This is a genomic window from Xenorhabdus bovienii SS-2004 (genome assembly GCF_000027225.1).
In the GTDB taxonomy this organism is placed as follows: Bacteria; Pseudomonadota; Gammaproteobacteria; order Enterobacterales; family Enterobacteriaceae; genus Xenorhabdus; species Xenorhabdus bovienii_C.
In genome coordinates this window covers 3,349,818-3,371,898 of sequence record NC_013892.1, presented here as the reverse complement: position 1 = coordinate 3,371,898, position 22,081 = coordinate 3,349,818, and the positions used below count along the sequence as shown (strand labels likewise).

General features: G+C 43.9%; 17 protein-coding genes. 11 read left to right on the top strand and 6 right to left on the bottom strand.

Going from position 1 to position 22,081, the window contains the following annotated elements; translation table 11 throughout:
* Nucleotides 1–30: 30 nt before the first annotated feature.
* The 5 genes from zapD to ppdD form a co-directional block, all read right to left on the bottom strand.
* Nucleotides 31–789: a cell division protein ZapD gene (zapD, locus tag XBJ1_RS14800; RefSeq protein ID WP_012989803.1), complete on the bottom strand. Its 759-nt coding sequence runs from the start codon at nt 787–789 to the stop codon at nt 31–33.
* Nucleotides 782–1,405, bottom strand: coding sequence for a dephospho-CoA kinase (gene coaE, locus XBJ1_RS14795; protein ID WP_012989802.1), 624 nt, complete (start codon nt 1,403–1,405; stop codon nt 782–784). The genes zapD and coaE overlap by 8 nt, the downstream gene beginning before the upstream one ends.
* Before the next feature lie 132 nt (nt 1,406–1,537).
* Nucleotides 1,538–2,737 carry a protein transport protein HofC gene (gene hofC / locus XBJ1_RS14790; protein ID WP_012989801.1) on the bottom strand — a complete coding sequence of 400 codons (1,200 nt, stop codon included), beginning with the start codon at nt 2,735–2,737 and terminating at the stop codon, nt 1,538–1,540.
* Nucleotides 2,734–4,269 carry a type II secretion system protein GspE gene (gspE, locus tag XBJ1_RS14785; protein WP_012989800.1) on the bottom strand — a complete coding sequence of 512 codons (1,536 nt, stop codon included), beginning with the start codon at nt 4,267–4,269 and terminating at the stop codon, nt 2,734–2,736. The genes hofC and gspE overlap by 4 nt, the downstream gene beginning before the upstream one ends.
* Before the next feature lie 91 nt (nt 4,270–4,360).
* Nucleotides 4,361–4,783 (bottom strand): prepilin peptidase-dependent pilin, encoded by a 423-nt coding sequence (ppdD, locus tag XBJ1_RS14780; RefSeq protein WP_038190307.1) that lies wholly within the window; start codon nt 4,781–4,783, stop codon nt 4,361–4,363.
* A gap of 303 nt (nt 4,784–5,086) precedes the next feature.
* On the opposite strand from ppdD, the gene ampD reads away from it, so the two are divergent.
* The 11 genes from ampD (at nt 5,087) to XBJ1_RS14725 (ending at nt 21,049) form a co-directional block, all read left to right on the top strand.
* Nucleotides 5,087–5,629: a 1,6-anhydro-N-acetylmuramyl-L-alanine amidase AmpD gene (gene ampD / locus XBJ1_RS14775; protein ID WP_012989798.1), complete on the top strand. Its 543-nt coding sequence runs from the start codon at nt 5,087–5,089 to the stop codon at nt 5,627–5,629.
* Nucleotides 5,630–5,634: 5 nt separating this feature from the next.
* Nucleotides 5,635–6,489: a beta-lactamase regulator AmpE gene (gene ampE, locus XBJ1_RS14770; RefSeq protein ID WP_012989797.1), complete on the top strand. Its 855-nt coding sequence runs from the start codon at nt 5,635–5,637 to the stop codon at nt 6,487–6,489.
* A 1,020-nt stretch (nt 6,490–7,509) separates the two neighbouring features.
* A complete protein-coding gene (gene pdhR / locus XBJ1_RS14765) occupies nt 7,510–8,274 on the top strand; it encodes a pyruvate dehydrogenase complex transcriptional repressor PdhR (RefSeq protein WP_038199251.1) in 765 nt (254 codons plus the stop codon).
* A gap of 245 nt (nt 8,275–8,519) precedes the next feature.
* Complete coding sequence (gene aceE / locus XBJ1_RS14760) at nt 8,520–11,183, top strand: pyruvate dehydrogenase (acetyl-transferring), homodimeric type (protein ID WP_012989795.1); 2,664 nt, start codon at nt 8,520–8,522, stop codon at nt 11,181–11,183.
* 13 nt (nt 11,184–11,196) lie between these two features.
* On the top strand, nt 11,197–13,047 hold the full coding sequence (gene aceF, locus XBJ1_RS14755) for a pyruvate dehydrogenase complex dihydrolipoyllysine-residue acetyltransferase (protein WP_012989794.1): 1,851 nt from the start codon (nt 11,197–11,199) through the stop codon (nt 13,045–13,047).
* Between the two features lie 218 nt (nt 13,048–13,265).
* Nucleotides 13,266–14,693: a dihydrolipoyl dehydrogenase gene (gene lpdA / locus XBJ1_RS14750; protein ID WP_012989793.1), complete on the top strand. Its 1,428-nt coding sequence runs from the start codon at nt 13,266–13,268 to the stop codon at nt 14,691–14,693.
* Between the two features lie 503 nt (nt 14,694–15,196).
* The gene (acnB, locus tag XBJ1_RS14745; RefSeq protein WP_012989792.1) at nt 15,197–17,794 is read left to right on the top strand and encodes a bifunctional aconitate hydratase 2/2-methylisocitrate dehydratase; all 2,598 of its coding nucleotides are present in this window, start codon (nt 15,197–15,199) and stop codon (nt 17,792–17,794) included.
* Nucleotides 17,795–17,942: 148 nt separating this feature from the next.
* Nucleotides 17,943–18,314 (top strand): YacL family protein, encoded by a 372-nt coding sequence (locus XBJ1_RS14740; RefSeq protein WP_012989791.1) that lies wholly within the window; start codon nt 17,943–17,945, stop codon nt 18,312–18,314.
* Nucleotides 18,315–18,491: 177 nt separating this feature from the next.
* A complete protein-coding gene (gene mscS, locus XBJ1_RS14735; RefSeq protein WP_012989790.1) occupies nt 18,492–19,364 on the top strand; it encodes a small-conductance mechanosensitive channel MscS in 873 nt (290 codons plus the stop codon).
* Nucleotides 19,365–19,580: 216 nt separating this feature from the next.
* A complete protein-coding gene (gene argO, locus XBJ1_RS14730; protein ID WP_012989789.1) occupies nt 19,581–20,204 on the top strand; it encodes an arginine exporter ArgO in 624 nt (207 codons plus the stop codon).
* 107 nt (nt 20,205–20,311) lie between these two features.
* A complete protein-coding gene (locus tag XBJ1_RS14725; protein ID WP_038199240.1) occupies nt 20,312–21,049 on the top strand; it encodes an oxidative stress defense protein in 738 nt (245 codons plus the stop codon).
* Here the strand turns inward: XBJ1_RS14725 and XBJ1_RS14720 are convergent.
* On the bottom strand, nt 21,046–21,951 hold the full coding sequence (locus XBJ1_RS14720) for a LysR family transcriptional regulator ArgP (protein ID WP_012989786.1): 906 nt from the start codon (nt 21,949–21,951) through the stop codon (nt 21,046–21,048). The genes XBJ1_RS14725 and XBJ1_RS14720 overlap by 4 nt on opposite strands.
* Nucleotides 21,952–22,081 lie beyond the last annotated feature (130 nt).

Genomic DNA, 22,081 nt, shown 5'->3' with positions numbered 1-22,081 from the left:
TACTTTCTCCTGCTTGATTTGAAGGCTATGTTAACAGCAGGCTAATTCAAATGACAAATGTGCAGGTACAACACCGTGCTCGCTATCCATCGGCAGAAAACGGATGGCAAAACGGGTCTTGTGACCGGATATTTGTGGATAGACCAGTGCATCCAGTACGACATCTAACTTTAATCTCAATAAATCAGACTCATCAGCATTTCCCTGATAGAAACCGTTGTGGCTGATTTTTGGAGAAAATATGGCGGATTGGCGTATTAACCCCAGGATGCTTTCCAGTGCTTGCTGTAATGGGTGTAGGCTGTCCAGCCAAGATTTGACGGTTTTATCTCTGACAGACTGTGGTAAATGTAGCCACAGGTGTAACGTGGGTAAGTCAAAACTGCAACATCCTCCCGGGATGCTAAGCCGTTTACGCACAATGTTGATGATACGATCTTCTTTAATGTGCTGGCTGAGACGTGGAGCCTTATTCAAGGCGATGCTCCGTTCCTTGAGTTGCTCTATCAGTAGGTGGATCATCGCCGTATCAACATCGGGCGAACCGAGCCATTGCTTTAATTTTGCCTGTTGGCGATCCAGCTCTTTCAATAATTCAGAGCGAACTTCACCGCGTTCCAGTATTTCGATTAATTCAGCAATTGTACGGAAAAACGCGAGACAACTCGCCGATGAATCTAGATACTGCTGTTTTTCCAGTTGTTGCAGTGAAGAATCAATCCTCAGCCATGAACGCATTTTTTCATTGAGTGGGTGTTCAAAGATAATAGTGGAGGTTGCATCACTCATTACGATTTTCCTGTCTGACTGATTCTGCTTGTTTCAAATACTGTTGGTGTAATTCGGCCACACGGGAGATGATATCCTGCTCATTGTGATGGTTGAATATGACATCATCCGCTTTTTCCAGCCTTTCATGACGGTTGGCCTGTGCAGCCAGAATGTTCTCGACTTGCTCACGACTTACTCCGTCACGTGTCATTGTTCGGCTGATCTGTATTTCAGGGGGAACATCAACAACTAAAATACGATCTGCCAAATGCATTAAATTATTTTCAATTAACAGAGGAACGACCCAAATGGCATAAGGGGCAGTGACTTGACTTAGTTGCTGTTGGGTTTCTGTGTGTATCAGCGGGTGGAGAAGTGCATTGATCCACTGCTTTTCTGCTGGAACTGCAAAAATTTTTTGGCGCAGAAAGACGCGATTTAAACTGCCATCCGGCAGCAATATGTCAGAACCAAAGTGCTCTGCGATTGCCTGCAAGGCGGGGGAACCCGGAGCAACAACCTCTCTGGCGATAATATCTGCATCAATAAGCGGGACACCAAGGGATGAAAACACATTAGAGATAGTCGTTTTACCGCTACCAATTCCACCTGTGAGTGCAATAATATAACTCATTCTATCCCTTAAAATATTTCTGATAGCATATTTAAATTGTAACTCAAGGGAGTTCTATGGGCTATAAACAAACGGGTATAATTCCTGCTTTAAGATCCTCGAAGATAGGCAGTGGAACATGTAAATGAACTGTTACGTTAGTATCGTACCTAACTGAAAAACAGGCAGGTACATAGCCAGCAATAATAAACCAACAATCACTGCCATTATCAGCATCAGTACGGGCTCAAGTAATTGCACTAGACTATCAGCAAGGCTGATTGATTGTTCTTGATACCATGCTGCTAGATTCCCCAAAAATAATTCTAATTCTCCTGATTCTTCACCTATCATGACAAACTGCTGACATAATGGTGGAAAGTACATCTCTTTCTTTAAAGCATCACTCATGGGTATACCTTGCTGAATTTGCCTGTACAGATTTTTTATCCCTGCCATGAATACAGGGTGGTGAGTCGCGTTCAGAGCACATTCCAACCCTGTTGTTAGTGTTAGACCTGCTTTTTGTGTCATAAACAGAATATGAAATATCTGGTTGGTTTGTTGATAAATTGTGAGTTGCCTAAAAAGAGGGAGTTTCAGAAGGAACATCTTTTCCCTTGTTTTTAGTTTGGGAAATTGATGGCGCAGCCATAGGTAGCTGATTATCAATAGAGAGGCTATTGCCAAAAGTAATACACCGTGATTAATTAGTAAATCAGAGGCGGATAAAATCCACTGTGTTAAGAGAGGCAGTGAGGCATTAAACGAAGAATAAACTTGCTTGAATTCCGGCAGAACAAAAATCAGCATCAGTAAAATGACAAGAATAGTTACAAAGGCTACGATTAAGGGATAACGGTAAGCTTTCTGGATTTTCTTACGTAATATATCTTGTTGTTCCAATCGGTTGATAATTAATTGGCAGCAGGTTTCAAGCTGGCCGGTTTCTTCGCCTACTGCGATAAGCTGGCGAAATAGGGGCGAAAATAGCCGGGGATAGTGTCCCAATGTCGTGGAAAATGACTCACCTTGGCTGATTTTTTGAATAATATCCGTTAATACACATCGCCAAAGCATTTGTTTACATTCCTGTAATAAGAGAGTAAGCCCCTTTAATAGGGGAATACCTGATGCCAGTAATGTGCTTAATTGATGAATGAAATGTAAGCGATAAGCGATTTCCTTTTCGCTGTAATGAATGAGTTTTTTGCATTTAATGGTATAAGGTTGCAAATCAAGGTGGCTCAGATATTGAAACACGTTTTGTCTGCTCTGGCCGATGCTTTCCCCTTTTACAATGTTTCCTTTTTTATTGACCGCTTGCCATTGATAAATATATTCCATTTTCATGCTGTTTCCTGACCTGTAATCTGATAAACCTCTTCCAGTGTTGTTATGCCTTTTTCCACCAAAACCAGCCCTGCGGAAAAAAGAGTTGAATGCTGTTGTGCAGCGAGTAATTGGGGAAGGTTATCAATCGAGTGTTCTGACAGAGTCTGCTGAAGGGTTGGCTGGAGCTCAAGAAATTCGTAGATGGCTGTCCTGCCATAATAGCCAGAAAAACAGTGTTCACAGCCAACCGCAAGCCATTGTCTTATAGAAATAGATTGTTTTACGGAATCGGTTTTTTTTATAGGAATAGCGGCATTGTCGACATTGATGACAGTGCATTCTTTATCTTGCTGGCGGCAATGGGGGCAGAGTGTACGCACCAGCCGCTGTGCAATAATCAATTTCACGCACGATGCTGTGGTATAGCCTGAAATCCCCAAATTTTGCAGGCGGGATAACGTATCAATTGTCGAATTGGTATGCAGTGTCGATAAAACCAGATGACCTGTTTGCGCTGCCTTCATCGATATCTCGGCGGTTTCATTGTCACGGATTTCACCGACCATAATGATATCGGGATCTTGCCGTAATAATGCTCTGAGGACTTTGGCAAAATCGAGGCCAATTTTGTTGTTTACTGGTGTCTGGTTGATGCCACTTAAGGGAATTTCTACCGGATCTTCGACGCTACAGATATTTTTCTTCGCCTGATTTAAATATTGCAGACAGCTATACAGCGTGACAGTTTTACCGCTTCCTGTCGGGCCTGTCACTAGGATCATACCTTGCGGTAAGTGGATTTTCTGTTTTAAAAGTTGCAATTGAGGCTCTGGCAGGCCAAGTTGCTCCAGCGATAGCTGGTGTATGGTATTTAAAACGCGCAGGACAATCTTTTCTCCATGTAGAGTTGGCAATGTTGATATACGTATCGCATAACTGTTTTTGCTATCATTCCAGGCAAATTGCCCATCCTGCGGCTGGCGTTTTTCAGCAATATTGAGTTTTGCCATGATCTTCAAACGGGCTGGAATACCGGTATTCATTTGGGGAGAAGGTGATGATACAGCATGCAGGATTCCATCAACCCGAATACGTATCCGATAGCCACGTTGAGCAGGCTCAAAATGAATATCTGAGGCTCTTTTTTGTATTGAGGTTGATATCGTTTGATTAATTAATTGAATAACTGGCGTGTCCATATCTTCGGAATAAGCATCGTTTGTTTGTATTTCACTGTGACTGGAATGGGGGACATCCAGTTTTTCGATACGATAATGTTCCTCATCATCATTTTCAGCACAGTGATTTTCTGTACAAGATACCAATGAACTTCCTTGTGTCAGCATGGATTCTATTTTTGCTTTTGGCCAAATATCTACATTAATGATTGAGCCAGAAATAAATCGTAATGCAGCAATGAAATCTTCATTGGGTGATTTGCTACAGGCAATAGTCATGGTATGGATCTCTCTTTTTATAATAATGGCCTGATGTCGTTGACACAGTTCATTGATTTCCCTTTCCATTAATACATTTTCCTTGTTTCTCATTTTCTATATTCCTTTAATGTTGAAGCAATTTTAAAATCTTATTTTTCGAAATAATATGTTTGAAAATAGAGTGGTTTTAAAATTTAACTGTTTAAAACTTAAAAGTTTCCTGACATTTCAATTTTAAGGATTCATTTTTAGTATCACAGATGGTACGCCAGTAGATAACGCCGGTTTTGGTATCTTGGGTTGGTTTTAAGGTAGTAGTGAGCCCATTGAGATTTTGTTGTCCGACGATGATTATTTCTCCGTCCTTTACCGTAACGGTGCTGATATAGCGGCTATTATGACCTGATGGAATTGATGCATGGCCAGTATTACAGTCTTTATAGTTTTCTGTTTCAAAACGACAAAGTTCAACGCCAGATTTATAAGGCACAATAGTTTGTAGCATATCGGTTAATGCTGCTTTTTGGATATATCCCTGATAACTGGGAATAGCAATTGCGCCAAGGATAGACACAATCGCCATAACAACCATCAATTCCATTAATGTAAACCCTTGTTGGTTCATTCTTCCTCCTTTGTGTGTTTTCTCATGGTATGGAGCATGATCCCCGATAGATGTCGGCATTTATAAGGATGACAAAAACAGAGAAAAATAAAATAGCTTCAGTAATAGTTATGGAAATAGCTCGAAAAAATAACTATTCGTTACATTTTTTACAGAGGAATTTTCGAGCTGGTTCGCAAATGAAAAACACACCAGAAATAGTACTCGATTGAAAATGCTAACATGTTAACCTGTTACACTTTGAGTGGTGCCATTCCACTTGGTTGGGAATATTGCTGTTGAGATATTGAGGAGAGTAAAAGAATGAAGCTGCATGAAGGGTGGATTGATGGTGCAAGGAAGGTAATCTCTCCATATTATGATCTGCGTCCGGAAGGTGAAATCCCATCATTACTGGTCATTCATAATATCAGTTTACCTCCCGGCAAGTTTGGCGGGCCTTATATCGATCAGCTATTTATGGGAACGCTGAATTCAGATGAAGATCCGTTCTTTAATGAGATAAAGGGATTATGTGTTTCTGCTCATTGCTTAATCCGCCGCGATGGAGAAATTGTGCAATATGTCCCTTTTGATAAAAGGGCTTGGCATGCTGGCGTATCCTGCTACTGTGACCGTGAGAAATGTAATGATTTTTCGATAGGTATTGAGTTGGAGGGGACGGATTATGAGCCATTTAGTGAAATCCAGTACCTCAGACTGGCGGAAGTTACCCAATTGCTTATCTGTCACTTTCCTGATATCCGCAATAATATTACGGGGCACAGTGATATCGCTCCGGGTAGGAAAACCGACCCAGGGCCTTATTTTTATTGGGAACATTATCGGCAACTATTGAAGGAGTGAGTTGAATGACTCTCTTTATTCTATTGTTAGTACTGGCATGGGAACGTGTTTTTAAGATGGGCGACCATTGGCAGTTGGAACGCTATTTGTCCCCTTTGTTTGCCAGGATGAAATTATTTTCATTATGGAGCAGTTTGGGTATGACCCTACTGATCGCATTACTGACCTGGAAACTTATTGATGTTTTGAGTGATGTGGTTTTTGGTGTACCGGGAATTCTGCTGTATATCATGATCAGCTTGTTGTGTATTGGTGCAGGGTCTTTGCGTTATGACTATCGGGAATATCTTCGAGCTGTACGTCTTGATGAACTGGATCAGCAAAATAATCACCTTGTCCGTTTGACGATGATACAGGGAACTCTACCTGATACCACAAAAGATGAGCGATTGCGTGAGATACAGAATGCATTGATCTGGATAAATTTCCGTTATTATCTTGCACCGATTTTCTGGTTGGTAGTGATGGGAAAATTAGGTCCTGCAATCTTAATGGGATACGGTTTTTTGAGGGGTTATCAAGGATGGTTGGCACAACACGGAACGACTGTGCAACGTGCACAAACTGGGGTTGATAGTTTGCTGCACTGTCTGGATTGGGTTCCTGCTCGTCTGGCGGGGATCGCTTATGCTTTATTAGGGCATGGGGAAAAAGCCTTGCCAGCTTGGGTTGCATCCCTCAGTGATCTTCGGACATCTCAATATAAGGTGGTAAGTCAATTGGCTCAGTTTGCCTTAAGTAAGGAACCTCATCTTAATCCAATAGAAACTCCTGTTGCGGCTGTTAGGTTAGCGAAAAAGGCGACATTGACTATTGTGATTATTGTTGCATTGTTGACGATCTATGGAGCATTAGCTTAACGAATAAAAAAGAGTCACTGGGGGAATGAAAGTCATCAGCAAAACAACAAGTTGGAAGATGAAGGATATATAAATGTGAAAGGGGGCTGGTTTTAATATTAATTTCTTTTTAAATTATTCGGTTAATAATATATTTTATTTTTTGTGTGCGTTATTTATTATTTAAGTTTATGAATTATGAATTATGAATTATGAATTATGAATTATGAATTATGAATTATGAATTATGAATTATGAATCTATATAGTGAAAGTAATTAGATGAATGATATTCCATGATAATTGTTTTCTATATATTTAGAATATATAACGATATAGAAACATTAAAGCTAATAAAATAGCTATTAATAAAAAACATTATAGTATTATAGCGATAATATTTTCCCGAAAATAAAAATAATGTTATGGACATGTATAAAACGTAGATAATAGGAATTTTAACCTAGGGAATATTTTAACTATTCAGGAATTATCTATATTAGTATTATCAATATTAATGTAGCACTTTTCACAGTTCAGTTCCCGTCATGACATTAAGGATAACGCTGGCGGGAATTTTTTTGGTCAGGTGTTTGGAAAGAGTGAGCCCAGTTAATTTGGTTGACCCATTAACTATTATTGATTATTACTCATCTATCAAATTTAATTGAATTAATATATATGCTATGTGAATAAATATACTATATATTTCTAACTGTAACGATTCAACTTGCCTATCTACACGTTTTTAAAAATTAAACCCCATCAAATTTTCTTACCTGAAAATCCCTTTTGGTTACGATTTTCTGATAAAATTTAAAATAATTTGTTAAAATTTGCAGGTTTTTATGATTTAGCTCAAGGTCTTTATAGACAGCTAATGAATACTTTGTTACTTTAAGACCCTGTCTTCTAAATTGGTATTACCAATTGACTACAGCCCGATTAACTGAGGCTGAATTGATCACGATCCAGTTGATCTGACCCGGTTCTCATGACTAATCCGAAGCAACATTTACTCATTGAATGGCTTACAGCAGATATGGCCTATAGCAAGATTCGCCAACCCAAGTTATCAGATGTGATTGAGCAGCGTCTTGAACATCTCATTCTCGAAGGCTCGTTACGCCCGGGAGAAAAGCTGCTGCCTGAGCGTGAGCTGGCAAAGCAGTTTGAGGTATCACGCCCTTCACTACGCGAAGCTATTCAAAAATTGGAAGCCAAGGGTTTTCTTTTCCGTCGTCAGGGCGGGGGAACTTTCGTGCAGAGTAATCTCTGGCAAAGTTTCAGCGACCCACTCGCCCGGCTTATTGCAGATAATCAAGAATCTCAATTTGATCTCCTTGAAGCGCGCCATGCGCTGGAAGGTATTGCGGCATATTATGCGGCTCTTAGGGGAACCGATGAAGATTTCGAGCGCATCGAAAAAAGCCACTTTGCCATTCAGGAAGCCCAGCAAGGCGGTGATGTTAAAGCGGAATCAGATGCAGTCCTGCAATATCAGCTTGTTGTCACCGAAGCTGCCCATAACGTGGTATTGCTACATTTGCTGCGCTGTATGATCCCCATACTGGAACAAAATATCCGACGCAACTTCGAATTTATCTATACCCGCAAGGAAATGTTAGCAGCTGTCAGTAACCACAGGACAGAGATTTTTCGTGCGATTATGGCGAGAGAACCGGAAAAAGCTCGTGAGGCTTCGCATCGCCATTTGGCTTTTATTGAAGAAGTTTTATTGGATCTGACTCGTGAGCATACTCGTCGTGAACGCTCACTACGCCGGCTCCAGCAACATCAGGAATAAATGCCTATCCTCAGGGGCGTCATTGACAATTAAAACTCCCGGATGGGGGTAGGTTTTATAATCTTAGCTGTACAGATCTTGGCTGCTGCGTCTGTACAGTTCGTCAACTCTTTATTCAAGAGTTTTAGCGGCAACATATAGCAGGGCCTATCTTCCGGTCATGACTGGCAAAACGTCAAAAGGTATGACCAGAAGATAGGCTCCAAAACAACCATTAGAAATAGATAACAGATAAGGAATACACCATGTCAGATATTTTGAAAAATGACGTGGATCCGATCGAAACTCGCGATTGGTTACAGGCGATCGAATCGGTCATCCGTGAAGAGGGTGTTGAGCGTGCTCAGTTCCTGATTGATCAGGTTTTGAACGAGGCCCGCAAAGGTGGAGTTAGCGTTGCAGCAGGTGTTGCAAGTCGTGATTACATCAACACTATTCCTGTTGAGGATGAGCCTGCTTACCCTGGCAATCTGGATTTGGAGCGTCGTATCCGCTCTGCTATTCGCTGGAATGCGGTGATGACCGTTCTGCGTGCATCTAAGAAAGATCTAGATCTGGGCGGCCACATGGCTTCATTCCAGTCTTCTGCTACTTTTTACGACGTTTGCTTTAACCATTTCTTCCGCGCTCGCAATGAAAATGATGGCGGCGATTTGGTTTACTTCCAGGGCCATATTTCTCCGGGCGTTTATGCACGTGCTTTCTTGGAAGGCCGTTTGACTGAAGAGCAGATGAACAATTTCCGTCAGGAAATTGGTGGTAATGGCCTGTCTTCTTATCCGCATCCAAAATTGATGCCTGATTTCTGGCAGTTCCCTACGGTTTCAATGGGTCTGGGCCCAATTTCTGCTATTTATCAGGCTAAATTCCTGAAATATTTGGAACACCGTGGTCTGAAGAATACGTCTCAACAAACCGTTTATGCTTTCTTGGGTGACGGTGAAATGGATGAACCAGAATCCAAAGGTGCGATCACTATCGCAACTCGTGAAAAACTAGATAACCTTGTCTTCGTCATCAACTGTAACTTACAGCGTCTTGATGGCCCAGTGACTGGTAACGGCAAAATCGTTAACGAACTGGAAGGTATTTTCGCGGGTGCTGGCTGGAAGGTACTGAAAGTTCTGTGGGGCGAGCGTTGGGACGAGCTGCTGCGTAAAGACACTAGCGGTAAACTGGTTCAACTGATGAATGAGACTCTGGATGGTGACTACCAGACATTCAAGTCCAAAGATGGCACTTATGTGCGTGAGCACTTCTTCGGCCGTTACCCAGAAACCGCAGCATTGGTCAAAGATATGACTGATGATGAAATCTGGGCTCTGAACCGCGGTGGTCATGATCCTAAGAAAGTCTATGCTGCACTGAATAAAGCGCAGAATACCACGGGTCAACCAACGGTAATTCTGGCTCAGACCATCAAGGGTTATGGTATGGGTGATACCGCTGAAGGTAAAAACATTGCTCATCAGGTTAAGAAAATGAATATGGAAGGTGTCCGTCACTTCCGTGATCGTTTCAATGTGCCTGTGTCTGATGAACACATTGAAAAACTGCCATACGTCACTTTTGATAAAGACTCTGAAGAGTCCAAATATCTGCATGAGCGTCGTAATGCGCTGGGTGGTTACCTGCCAAGCCGTCGTGTAAACTTCGACGAAAAACTGGAAATGCCTGCACTGGAAGACTTCAGCTCACTGCTGGAAGAACAATCCAAAGAAATTTCTACTACTATCGCCTTCGTTCGTGCACTGAACGTTATGCTGAAGAATAAGTCGATCAAAGATCGTCTGGTTCCAATCATCGCTGACGAAGCACGTACTTTCGGTATGGAAGGTCTGTTCCGTCAAATCGGTATTTATAGCCCGAATGGTCAGCAATATACTCCGCAAGACCGTGAGCAGGTTGCATACTATAAAGAAGATGCCAAAGGCCAGATCCTGCAGGAAGGTATCAACGAGTTAGGTGCCGCCTCATCTTGGCTGGCTGCTGCAACTTCATACAGCACCAACAACCTGCCAATGATTCCGTTCTACATCTACTATTCTATGTTCGGATTCCAGCGTATCGGTGATCTGTGCTGGGCGGCTGGCGACCAACAGGCTCGTGGCTTTCTGGTAGGTGGTACTTCTGGCCGTACGACTCTGAACGGTGAAGGCTTGCAGCACGAAGATGGCCATAGCCACATTCAGTCTCTGACTATCCCTAACTGTATCTCTTACGATCCAGCATTCGCTTATGAAGTGGCTGTTATCATGCATGACGGTTTAGAGCGCATGTATGGTGAGAAACAAGAAAACATCTACTACTATATCACTACACTGAACGAAAACTACCACATGCCAGCAATGCCTGCGGGTGCTGAGGAAGGTATCCGTAAAGGTATCTACAAGCTGGAAGCTTTTGACAGTGCGAAAGGTAAAGTTCAGTTGCTGGGTTCAGGTTCTATCCTGCGTCATGTTCGTGAAGCAGCTAAGATCCTATCTGACGAGTATGGTATTGGTTCTGATGTATACAGCGTAACGTCCTTCACTGAACTGGCGCGTGATGGTCAGGATTGTGAGCGTTGGAATATGCTGCACCCATCAGAGGAACCCCGTGTTCCTTATATTGCGCAGATCATGAATGAAGCACCAGCAATAGCGTCTACTGACTACATGAAGTTGTTTGCAGAGCAGGTTCGTAACTTCGTACCTGTAAGCGAATTCCGCGTATTGGGTACTGACGGTTTCGGTCGTTCTGACAGCCGTGAAAACCTGCGTCATCACTTTGAAGTTGATGCTTCTTACGTGGTTGTCGCTGCTCTGGGTGAATTGGCTAAACGCGGCGAAGTTGATGTGAAAGTCGTTGAAGAAGCTATTAAAAAATATAACATCAACCCAGAAAAAGTTAACCCACGTCTGGCATAAGAGGTAAAGATTAATGTCTATTGAAATTAACGTACCTGATATCGGTGCTGATGAAGTTGAAGTTACCGAGATTCTGGTGAAAGCGGGTGACACCGTAGAAGCAGAGCAGTCACTGATCACTGTTGAAGGTGACAAGGCTTCCATGGAAGTCCCATCACCACAGGCCGGTGTGGTTAAAGAAATCAAAGTTGCAGTTGGTGACAAAATTGAAACCGGCAAACTGATCATGATTTTCGAGTCCGCAAAAGGTGCAGCAGAAGCTGCGCCTGTGCAGCAGAAAGCAGCAGCATCTGCGGCGGCTGAAAGCAAAGTAGTCAACGTACCTGACATCGGTGGCGATGAAGTTGAAGTGACCGAAATCATGGTAAAAGTCGGTGACACTATCACTGAAGAACAGTCTCTGATCACTGTAGAAGGCGACAAGGCTTCTATGGAAGTTCCGGCTCCATTCGCGGGTACTGTGAAAGAAATCAAGATTGCGGCTGGCGATAAAGTCAAAACGGGTTCTCTGATCATGGTATTCGAAGTTGCAGGTTCTGGCGCAGCGCCAGCAGCAGCTCCGGCTCCGGTAGCAGCGGCTCCTGCGGCATCAGCAGCAAAAGAAGTCAACGTACCTGACATCGGTGGCGATGAAGTTGAAGTGACCGAAATCATGGTAAAAGTCGGTGACACCATCACTGAAGAGCAGTCCCTGATCACCGTTGAAGGTGACAAAGCTTCAATGGAAGTCCCTGCTCCATTTGCGGGTACTGTGAAAGAAATCAAGATTGCCGTTGGCGACAAAGTCAAAACGGGTTCTTTGATTATGGTATTCGAAGTGGTGGGCGCAGCTCCTGCTGTAGCACTGGCAGCGGCACCATCTCTTGCGGTTGAATCGGTAAAAGCAGCTCCAGCTGCAAGTCAGCCAGCAGAAGGTAAGAACGAATTCGCAGAAAATGACGCTTACGTCCATGCGACTCCCGTCATTCGTCGTCTGGCGCGTGAATTTGGTGTGAATCTGGCGAAAGTGAAAGGAACAGGTCGCAAAGGCCGTATTCTGCGCGAAGACATTCAGGCTTACGTAAAAGATGCGATTAAACGCGCAGAAGCGGCTCCTACTGCTGCTGCGGGTGGTGGCATGCCAGGTATGCTGCCTTGGCCGAAAATTGATTTCAGCAAGTTTGGTGAAATCGAAGAAGTTGAAATGAGCCGCATCCAGAAAATTTCCGGTGCTAATCTGAGCCGTAACTGGGTCATGATCCCTCATGTTAACTTGTTCGATGAAGCGGATATCACTGAAGTTGAAGAGTTCCGTAAACAGCAGAACAAAGAAGCTGAGAAGAAACAGCTGGGCGTGAAGATCACTCCGCTCGTATTCGTGATGAAAGCGGCTGCGAAAGCACTGGAAGCGATGCCTCGTTTTAACAGCTCTATCTCTGAAGATGGCCAGAAGCTGATCCTGAAAAAATACATCAACATCGGTATCGCGGTTGATACACCTAATGGTCTGGTTGTTCCTGTGTTCAAAGATGTCAATAAGAAAGGCATCATGGAACTGTCAAGAGAACTGGCTGAAGTATCCAAGAAAGCGCGTGCTGGTAAGCTGACGGCTTCCGACATGCAGGGAGGGTGCTTCACTATCTCCAGCTTAGGTGGTATTGGTACTACCGGCTTTGCACCTATCGTGAATGCACCAGAAGTGGCAATCATGGGGCTGTCCCGTTCTTCTATGAAACCCGTCTGGAATGGCAAGGAATTCGTTCCTCGTCTGATTCTGCCTATGTCTCTGTCTTTCGACCACCGAGTGATTGATGGAGCAGATGGTGCGCGCTTTATCACTTATATTAATGAAGTGATGAGCGATATCCGCCGTCTGGCGATGTAATATGAAGGCCGGTGAATAACCGGCCTGATGATTACTATCCTTTATGATTACGATCGTGACAGATATTTTAGACTTACATCTAGCATGTTGGGATTTCTGTCACGTTAACGCGCTTTTCAGGTTATTTACAATTCTGTAAACTGCTCGCGGTGTGTACGTCCCGGTGGAATATGGTTTTTTTTCGTCTGACCCGCCGGACAAACAATTAAGAGGTCATGATGAGTACTGAAATTAAAGCCCAGGTAGTGGTGCTTGGCGCAGGCCCTGCTGGGTATTCTGCTGCTTTCCGTTGTGCGGACTTAGGTTTGGATACCGTTCTGGTGGAGCGCTACTCTACTCTGGGTGGTGTTTGCCTTAACGTCGGTTGTATCCCATCCAAAGCGCTGCTTCATGTTGCAAAAGTGATTGAAGAAGCAAAAGCACTGGCACAACACGGTATTGTGTTTGGTGAGCCACAAACTGATATCGATAAAATCCGTCTCTGGAAAGAAAAAGTGATTTCCCAGCTGACAGGTGGTCTGGGCGGTATGGCTAAGGGCCGTAAAGTTAATGTTGTTAACGGCATTGGTAAATTTACAGGCGCTAACACTTTGGTAGTAGAAGGCGAGAAAGGCGCAACAACGATTAATTTTGATAATGCCATTATCGCTGCGGGTTCACGCCCAATTCAACTGCCATTCATTCCACATGATGATCCTCGCGTATGGGATTCTACCGATGCACTGGAACTGAAAACTGTTCCGGAACGTCTGCTGGTTATGGGCGGCGGTATTATCGGTCTGGAAATGGGAACAGTTTACCATGCACTGGGCTCTCAGATTGACGTGGTAGAAATGTTCGATCAGGTTATTCCTGCTGCGGACAAAGATATTGTTAAAGTGTTCACTAAACGCATCAGCAAGAAATTCAACCTGATGCTGGAAACCAAAGTGACCGCAGTAGAAGCTAAAGAAGATGGCATCTATGTAACGATGGAAGGCAAGAAAGCGCCAGCAGAACCACAGCGTTATGATGCAGTTCTGGTTGCTATCGGCCGTGTACCCAATGGTAAGTCGCTCGACGCGGGTCAAGCGGGTGTTGCAGTTGATGAGCGTGGCTTTATCCATGTGGATAAGCAAATGCGTACTAACGTGCCTCATATTTTTGCCATCGGTGATATCGTTGGTCAGCCAATGCTGGCACACAAAGGTGTTCACGAAGGTCACGTTGCGGCTGAAGTGATCTCTGGTAAGAAACATTACTTCGATCCAAAAGTGATTCCATCGATTGCCTACACTGAACCAGAAGTGGCTTGGGTTGGTCTGACTGAGAAAGAAGCGAAAGAGAAAGGCATCAGCTATGAAACCGCCACTTTCCCATGGGCTGCGTCAGGCCGTGCAATCGCATCTGATTGTGCAGAGGGTATGACCAAACTGATTTTCGACAAAGAAAGCAACCGTATTATCGGTGGTGCTATTGTCGGTACTAACGGTGGTGAGCTGTTGGGTGAAATTGGTCTGGCTATTGAAATGGGTTGTGATGCGGAAGATATCGCTCTGACTATCCACGCTCACCCAACGCTGTATGAATCAATCGGTATGGCTGCGGAAATGTATGAAGGCAGTATTACTGATTTGCCAAATCCTAAGGCAAAGAAAAAGAAATAATTCTTTAGATTTCGCAGCATATTAAATTTTTGTGCCGAGCGGCTCCCATTTAGGGGGCCGTTTTTAATTTATGTAAATTTTATTGTATTGTTCGGAGTTTAAAGGTTTTCATCTGTATTTCAGGGTGAAAATATCTGTAAGGGGAGCCTGGTTTGTTAGCAGCTTTGAAAGCTCCGCTGACTCAGAAAATATAACAGGAAAATATAACAGATAGAAATGGAGGCATTTTCAGGCTTAAGTAGAAAAAAATGGTGTATAAAACTGTAATACTCTCTTTGTGTCTCGTTATCCAACATTTTATCATGGCATAATGTTACTTTTATGTGAATGAATTAACATGCCATTCAAAATTTGGTATGCTAAGCGCCCAAAGCTCGACATAATCCTAAAGTTATGCGAGTAAAATCCTCTGACCTGACACCCTTGATGGTTGTTCTTTGATGATCGTTACCGGGTGCAGACAGCCGGGTATATAAAATGACAATGAGAGCGAGGAGTAAGTCGTGCTAGAAGAATACCGCAAGCACGTAGCCGAGCGTGCAGCTCAAGGCATCGTCCCTAAGCCATTAGACGCAGCTCAAGCAGCAGCGCTGGTCGAATTACTGAAGAATCCACCTAAAGGTGAAGAAGATTTCCTGTTAGACCTACTGACCAACCGTGTTCCTCCCGGTGTTGATGAGGCCGCTTATGTGAAAGCTGGTTTCCTTGCCGCTATTGCCAAAAGTGAGACAGCCTCACCTCTTGTTACGCGGGAAAAATCCATCGAATTATTGGGAACTATGCAAGGCGGGTACAATATCCACGCTTTGATTGATGCCCTCGATGAAGAAAAACTGGCCCCGATCGCAGCGAAAGCACTTTCTCATACTTTGCTGATGTTCGATAGCTTTTATGATGTGGAAGAAAAAGCGAAAGCTGGCAATTCTCATGCTAAACAAATTATCCAGTCATGGGCAGATGCTAAGTGGTTCTTGGAGCGTCCTGAGCTGGCAGAAAAAATTACCGTTACCGTCTTCAAGGTCACAGGTGAAACTAATACCGATGATCTATCCCCTGCACAAGATGCGTGGTCACGTCCAGATATCCCTCTGCATGCTCTGGCAATGCTCAAGAATGTTCGTGAAGGTATTGAGCCGGATCAAGCCGGTGCCGTTGGCCCAATCAATCAAATCGAAGAACTGAACAAAAAAGGCCATCCTTTGGCCTATGTTGGTGATGTTGTGGGTACGGGTTCTTCCCGTAAATCTGCAACTAATTCCGTCCTGTGGTTCATGGGTGACGATATTCCATTTGTGCCTAACAAGCGCGGTGGGGGCGTGGTATTGGGCGGAAAAATTGCCCCAATTTTCTTCAATACCATGGAAGATGCAGGTGCGTTGCCAATTGAGGTGGATGTTTCCAATCTCAATATGGGAGATGTCATTGACATTTACCCTTATAAAGGCGAAATCCGTCACCATGACACCAATGAATTGCTGGCAACCTTTGGGCTGAAAACTGATGTACTTCTCGATGAAGTGCGTGCTGGTGGCCGTATTCCGTTGATTATCGGCCGTGGCTTGACGACGAAAGCCCGTGAATCACTGGAATTGCCACACAGTGATGTATTCCGTCAGGCAAAAGCAATTGAAAAAAGTGAAGGCGGTTTCTCACTGGCGCAGAAAATGGTGGGTCGTGCCTGTGGTACGGAGGGAATTCGTCCGGGCGAATATTGTGAACCTAAGATGACTTCGGTGGGGTCTCAGGACACCACCGGGCCAATGACACGGGATGAGTTGAAAGATTTGGCCTGTCTTGGCTTCTCTGCGGATCTGGTCATGCAGTCATTCTGTCATACTGCGGCTTATCCAAAACCTGTCGATGTGACTACACATCACACGTTGCCTGATTTCATCATGAACCGTGGCGGGGTATCGCTGCGTCCGGGCGATGGGATTATCCATTCATGGCTGAACCGCATGTTATTGCCGGATACGGTGGGTACAGGTGGTGACTCCCATACCCGCTTCCCGATAGGTATCTCTTTCCCAGCCGGCTCTGGGCTGGTTGCATTTGCTGCTGCAACAGGTGTAATGCCGCTGGATATGCCTGAATCTGTATTGGTGCGTTTTAAAGGTAAAATGCAACCCGGCATTACCCTGCGCGATCTGGTTCATGCCATTCCTTATTATGCCATTCAGCAAGGTTTGCTGACTGTTGAGAAGAAAGGTAAGAAAAATATTTTCTCTGGCCGCATACTTGAAATTGAAGGCTTGCCAGAGCTGAAAGTTGAACAAGCCTTTGAACTGGCGGATGCGTCTGCGGAACGTTCTGCAGCAGGTTGTACCATCAAGCTGGATAAAGCGCCTATCACTGAATACCTGCAATCTAATATCGTATTGCTGAAATGGATGATTGCGGAAGGTTATGGAGATCGCCGAACACTGGAACGCCGTATCATCGGTATGGAGAATTGGCTGAAAGACCCTCAATTGCTGGAAGCCGATGCGGATGCTGAATACGCTGCTGTTATTGAAATCGATCTGGCAGAAATCAAAGAGCCTATTTTATGTGCGCCGAATGATCCTGATGATGCGCGTCTGTTATCAGCAGTTGCCAACAGCAAAATTGATGAAGTCTTTATCGGTTCCTGTATGACCAATATCGGTCACTTCCGTGCTGCGGGCAAATTGCTGGATCAACATAAAGGCCAGTTACCGACTCGTCTGTGGGTTGCTCCACCAACCAAAATGGATGCTGCCCAACTGACGGAAGAAGGTTACTACAGCATCTTTGGCAAGAGTGGGGCGCGTGTCGAAATCCCGGGTTGTTCATTATGCATGGGGAATCAGGCTCGTGTTGCGGATGGTGCAACGGTAGTGTCCACTTCCACCCGTAACTTCCCTAACCGTCTGGGTGCTGGGGCGAATGTTTATCTGGCCTCTGCGGAGCTGGCTGCGGTGGCTTCATTGCTGGGCCGCCTGCCAATGCCGGAAGAGTATCTGCAATTCATGGACAAAGTCGATGAAACCGCAGCAGATACTTATCGCTACCTCAATTTTGATCAATTGAACCAGTACACCGAAAAAGCGAATGAAGTGATCTTCCAAACGGCTGTATAAAAAAGTATATTGCAAAAAATAAGGAGGCAGATGCCTCCTTATTTTATGGTAGATTTTGTGTCAGTTTGTGGACTGTCTCTGAGGTGAGAGCAGCAGAAATGTTTAAAATCCAGATGTGGTTGATATCAACAATATAGTGGGGTGCATGATGGAATATGAATTTACGCAGGATATTGCGGGTCACGTTACAACTTATTTTTCGATGGATCATGAAGCGATTGGTCATTGGTTGAATGAAGAAGTTAAAGGTGATTTGAGTGTATTGGATAAAATAACTTCAGCGCTGGCGGGCATCAAAGGCAGTGAGCGCCAATGGCAATTGATCGGTCATGAATACACATTATTGATGAGTGAGGGAGAAATCATGATTAGGGCTAACCAACTCCAGTTCGATACAGAAATGGTGGAAGAGGGAATGAGTTACTATGATAACGAGAGTCTGGCTTTTTGTGGAACAGACGATTTTATCGGTATGTTAGCCGACTATAAAGATTTTATTTTGCAAAAAAACCAAAGATAAGTGTTAGTGTTCAACCAAAGAGGGTTTTTTGACATAATCGATACTCCATCACTTTTGTATGTTGTATTACTGGTTTTTCCGTTTGTTTTTTGCATAGTAGCCTATGTTATCAGGTGAGGTTATAGCTGATAACAGCACTGAATAAGATAGGTTTCAACAATAAAAGGTGGTTTTTTTATGGAAGAGATCAATCTATCAGGTGAGATTGATAAAGCAGCAAATTGGTTTGCCAGCAATCAGGAGCTATTGATTCAATATGCGGTGAATGTTGTGTCGGCCATCGTCATTCTGATCGTAGGCTTGCTTGTTGCTAAACTGGCTAATAAAGCAGTTAAGCGCGTCATGTCATTGCGTGGCATTGATGCAACTATCTCTGATTTTTTGTCCGCGATTATTCGTTATGCCATCATCGCGTTTACAATTATCGCAGTGCTTGGAAAATTGGGTATTCAGACAGCCTCTGTCATTGCAGTTATTGGTGCTGCTGGTTTGGCGGTAGGTTTGGCATTACAGGGATCGCTGTCAAATTTTGCTGCGGGTGTTCTTCTGGTAATTTTCCGGCCACTCCGCACGGGTGAATATGTCATTATTGGCGGCGTGGAAGGAACAGTTGTACAAGTACAGATTTTCTCTACAACGCTGCGTAGCGGTGATGATCGTATCATAGTGATCCCTAACGGAAAGATTATTGCGAATGACATCATCAATACCAGTCGTGAGCCGAATCGTCGTACTCAGATTATGGTTGGTGTTGCTTATAACGCGGATATTGATGAAGTGAAAAGAGTGCTGGGTAATGTGGTTAAAGCGGACAAACGCATTCAACATGAAAAAGGTATCACCATTCGTCTGCACGAAATGGCACCTTCATCACTGAACTTCATTGTGCGTGTATGGACAAGCAATGGTGATGCTTGGAGTGTTTATTGGGATCTGATGGAAGGTTTCAAACGTACTTTGGATCAGCATAATATCAGCATTCCATTCCCACAAATGGATGTCTATCTGCATCAGCAGCAAGCTGCCGTACAGAAGAAGGTAGACGAATAATAAAAGTAGCTTGGTGTGAGTAGTGAAAATTCTCACACCAAGCTTAAGCAGTTTTACCGCTTTCCTTTTCCATCATGCTGATATTTGACTATATTATTGATATTTATTATTAAATTATCTAATGATGAATAAGAATTATTCATTTTTACTCATATACGATCTTTCCTAATATGCATATATAACATAGCTGATTGAGTAATTATTAGGAACTTCTGCATGCTTTCGACATTTATACAGGGCTTTTTTCTTGGTGCTGCCATGATCCTCCCGCTTGGACCACAAAATGTTTTTGTGATGCAGCAGGGAAGTAGAAAACAGTTTCATTTAATGAGCGCAACGTTATGTGCCACCAGCGACATTGTTCTCATCACGGCGGGAGTATTTGGAGGAAGTGCTTTGCTTGGGCAATCAGCGTTCTTGCTGCAAGCGGTAACATGGGGCGGAGTGGCATTTTTGCTATGGTATGGATGGAGTGCTTTTCGAGTGGCGTTATCAGCGAATATCGAACTCTCCCGTTCTGAGAATATCGTCCAGAATCGCAGTCGAGTCATCGTGACGCTATTTGCTGTAACGTGGCTGAATCCGCATGTTTATCTGGATACCTTTGTGGTATTAGGTAGCGTGGGAGGAGGACTTTCATCGGAACTTAGGTCGTGGTTTACCGTTGGAGCTGCTACGGCATCCATAAGCTGGTTTTTTGCATTATCAATTCTGGCTGCCTGGTTTTCACCCGTACTCAATCAGCCTCGTTCACAAAGAATCATTAACCTCTTTGTTGGTTGTGTGATGTGGTATATCGCATGGGGTTTGCTCAAACAGGGATTACAGATTTTTTATTGAGTTACATACTACTTTATAGATAGTGTGCTAATGTTTCTGGAAAGCGCTTTGTCTTACTGTAAACTGTAAAAAGTGCCTGTTTACTTGTTGTATCCGAAGGAGGTTTTGTGAAACATAAATCACTGATATTCGCTGCAATGATGGCAGTAGGAAGTTTGTCCTGTATGGCTGCTTCTGCTGCTGATTTACCCCCCGCCCCACATATATCTACTTCTGGTAATGCGATCATCAAAGCAGCACCGGATATAGCGACGTTGATGATCCATGTGAAAGTGACTCAAAAAAGTGCAGCAGACGCAAAGCAAAAAGTGGATGAACGCGTCGCAAAATATTTTGATTTCTTAAAAACCAATGGTATTGACAAGAAAGATATTGATGCGGCCAATTTGCGCACTCAGCCAGAATATCAATACGAACAAAAGACGGGTAAATCAACTATTACGGGTTATAGTGCATCACGTTCAGTTGAAGTCAAAGTTCGTCAGTTGGATCAACTGAGTACATTATTGGATGGTGCATTGAAAGCAGGATTGAATGAGATCAGTTCAGTGCAGTTCAGTATCGATAATCCACAGCGTTATCGTGATGAAGCTAGACAGAAAGCTATTGAAAATGCGATTCAGCAGGCGACTGCATTGGCAAAAGGCTTCAACAGCAAGTTAGGCCCTGTGTATAGCGTCACTTATCGTTCCCCTGAAGCTATGCCTTTTCCAATAAGCCGCCTGAAATACAGGTCAGCGCTTATGGCCGCAGCTCCCGCCGAGGATTCAGCCAGTGAAACTTATGAACCACAAAGTATTGAATTCTCTGATCAGGTTGAAGTAGTTTTTGAGTTGCAACGCTAACTAATTTCATCTTCCTGACGTAACATCTGGCGCCCTAGTTTCAGTAGGGTGTCAGTGACTTTTCTCATCGCGCCACTCTCTGGAGCAAAACGGTGCCAATAAAGCATACGGCGCTGACATAGCCCTGGGGTTAAATCAATTAATTCGCCGGCTTGCAGCTCTTTGTCAACTTGCAGGTGTGGGATCATGCAGCATGTCGAGCCTTGTTTTGCTAATTGAACGAATGCTTCAGAGGAATTCACAATATGGCAGGGAACACTGCCCGGTGATAAATCAAAATGCTGCTGTAAAAATGCCTGATGCATATCATCCAAATGGTCGAATGCTACCGCAGGGGCTTTTAGTAAAGCTGAACGAGTGACGCCATTCGGAAAGAATCGTTCAGCGAATTTAGGCGATGCCACAAACAAATAATCGAGGGCACCTAATTTATCCACGAGACAGCTTGGCAGCGGCTGTGATTGAATACTGATAGCCCCGACGACTTCTCCGCGCCGCAAACTTTCTTGAGTCCGGGTTTCATCTTCCACCTGAATATTGAGTCGGATAGGAACATCGGATAAAACAGGATGGAGCGCAGGCAAGAGCCACGTTGCCAAACTGTCGGCATTGACTGCAAGTGAGAGCAGTAATGGGATATCGTTACCATTTTCATCACCGAGCCATTGTGCTTCCAGCAATTCTACCTGATGTAATAGTGCGAGCAGTTTTTGCCCTTGTTCTGTAGGGTGAGGGGGAACGGTGCGTACTAATAAAGGCTGCCCAAACATATTCTCCAATTGCTTGATACGTTGGGATACCGCTGACTGGGTAATACAGAGTTTTTGCGCCGCACGCTCGAAACCGCGCTCTCGGATCACTGTATCCAACGCTTGTAGGGATCGGTAGTCAGGACGTTTCATTGAAAATCAGGTTCTCCATTTTTGCTCGGCTTTCTGTGCCATAGGGTTCTATATTTTTTTGTGCTGCACAGCACTATGCCATATTTTTTCGCCGGGTGAGGCAAAATATTGTTTATACTGGTGGCCGGAT

Excerpts from the sequence above, each read along its gene's own strand:
- zapD (WP_012989803.1), bottom strand. The coding sequence starts at position 789 with ATGAGTGATGCAACCTCCACTATTATCTTTGAACACCCACTCAATGAA.
- coaE (WP_012989802.1), bottom strand. The coding sequence starts at position 1,405 with ATGAGTTATATTATTGCACTCACAGGTGGAATTGGTAGCGGTAAAACG.
- hofC (WP_012989801.1), bottom strand. The coding sequence starts at position 2,737 with ATGAAAATGGAATATATTTATCAATGGCAAGCGGTCAATAAAAAAGGA.
- gspE (WP_012989800.1), bottom strand. The coding sequence starts at position 4,269 with ATGAGAAACAAGGAAAATGTATTAATGGAAAGGGAAATCAATGAACTG.
- ppdD (WP_038190307.1), bottom strand. The coding sequence starts at position 4,783 with ATGAACCAACAAGGGTTTACATTAATGGAATTGATGGTTGTTATGGCG.
- ampD (WP_012989798.1), top strand. The coding sequence starts at position 5,087 with ATGAAGCTGCATGAAGGGTGGATTGATGGTGCAAGGAAGGTAATCTCT.
- ampE (WP_012989797.1), top strand. The coding sequence starts at position 5,635 with ATGACTCTCTTTATTCTATTGTTAGTACTGGCATGGGAACGTGTTTTT.
- pdhR (WP_038199251.1), top strand. The coding sequence starts at position 7,510 with ATGGCCTATAGCAAGATTCGCCAACCCAAGTTATCAGATGTGATTGAG.
- aceE (WP_012989795.1), top strand. The coding sequence starts at position 8,520 with ATGTCAGATATTTTGAAAAATGACGTGGATCCGATCGAAACTCGCGAT.
- aceF (WP_012989794.1), top strand. The coding sequence starts at position 11,197 with ATGTCTATTGAAATTAACGTACCTGATATCGGTGCTGATGAAGTTGAA.
- lpdA (WP_012989793.1), top strand. The coding sequence starts at position 13,266 with ATGAGTACTGAAATTAAAGCCCAGGTAGTGGTGCTTGGCGCAGGCCCT.
- XBJ1_RS14740 (WP_012989791.1), top strand. The coding sequence starts at position 17,943 with ATGGAATATGAATTTACGCAGGATATTGCGGGTCACGTTACAACTTAT.
- mscS (WP_012989790.1), top strand. The coding sequence starts at position 18,492 with ATGGAAGAGATCAATCTATCAGGTGAGATTGATAAAGCAGCAAATTGG.
- argO (WP_012989789.1), top strand. The coding sequence starts at position 19,581 with ATGCTTTCGACATTTATACAGGGCTTTTTTCTTGGTGCTGCCATGATC.
- XBJ1_RS14720 (WP_012989786.1), bottom strand. The coding sequence starts at position 21,951 with ATGAAACGTCCTGACTACCGATCCCTACAAGCGTTGGATACAGTGATC.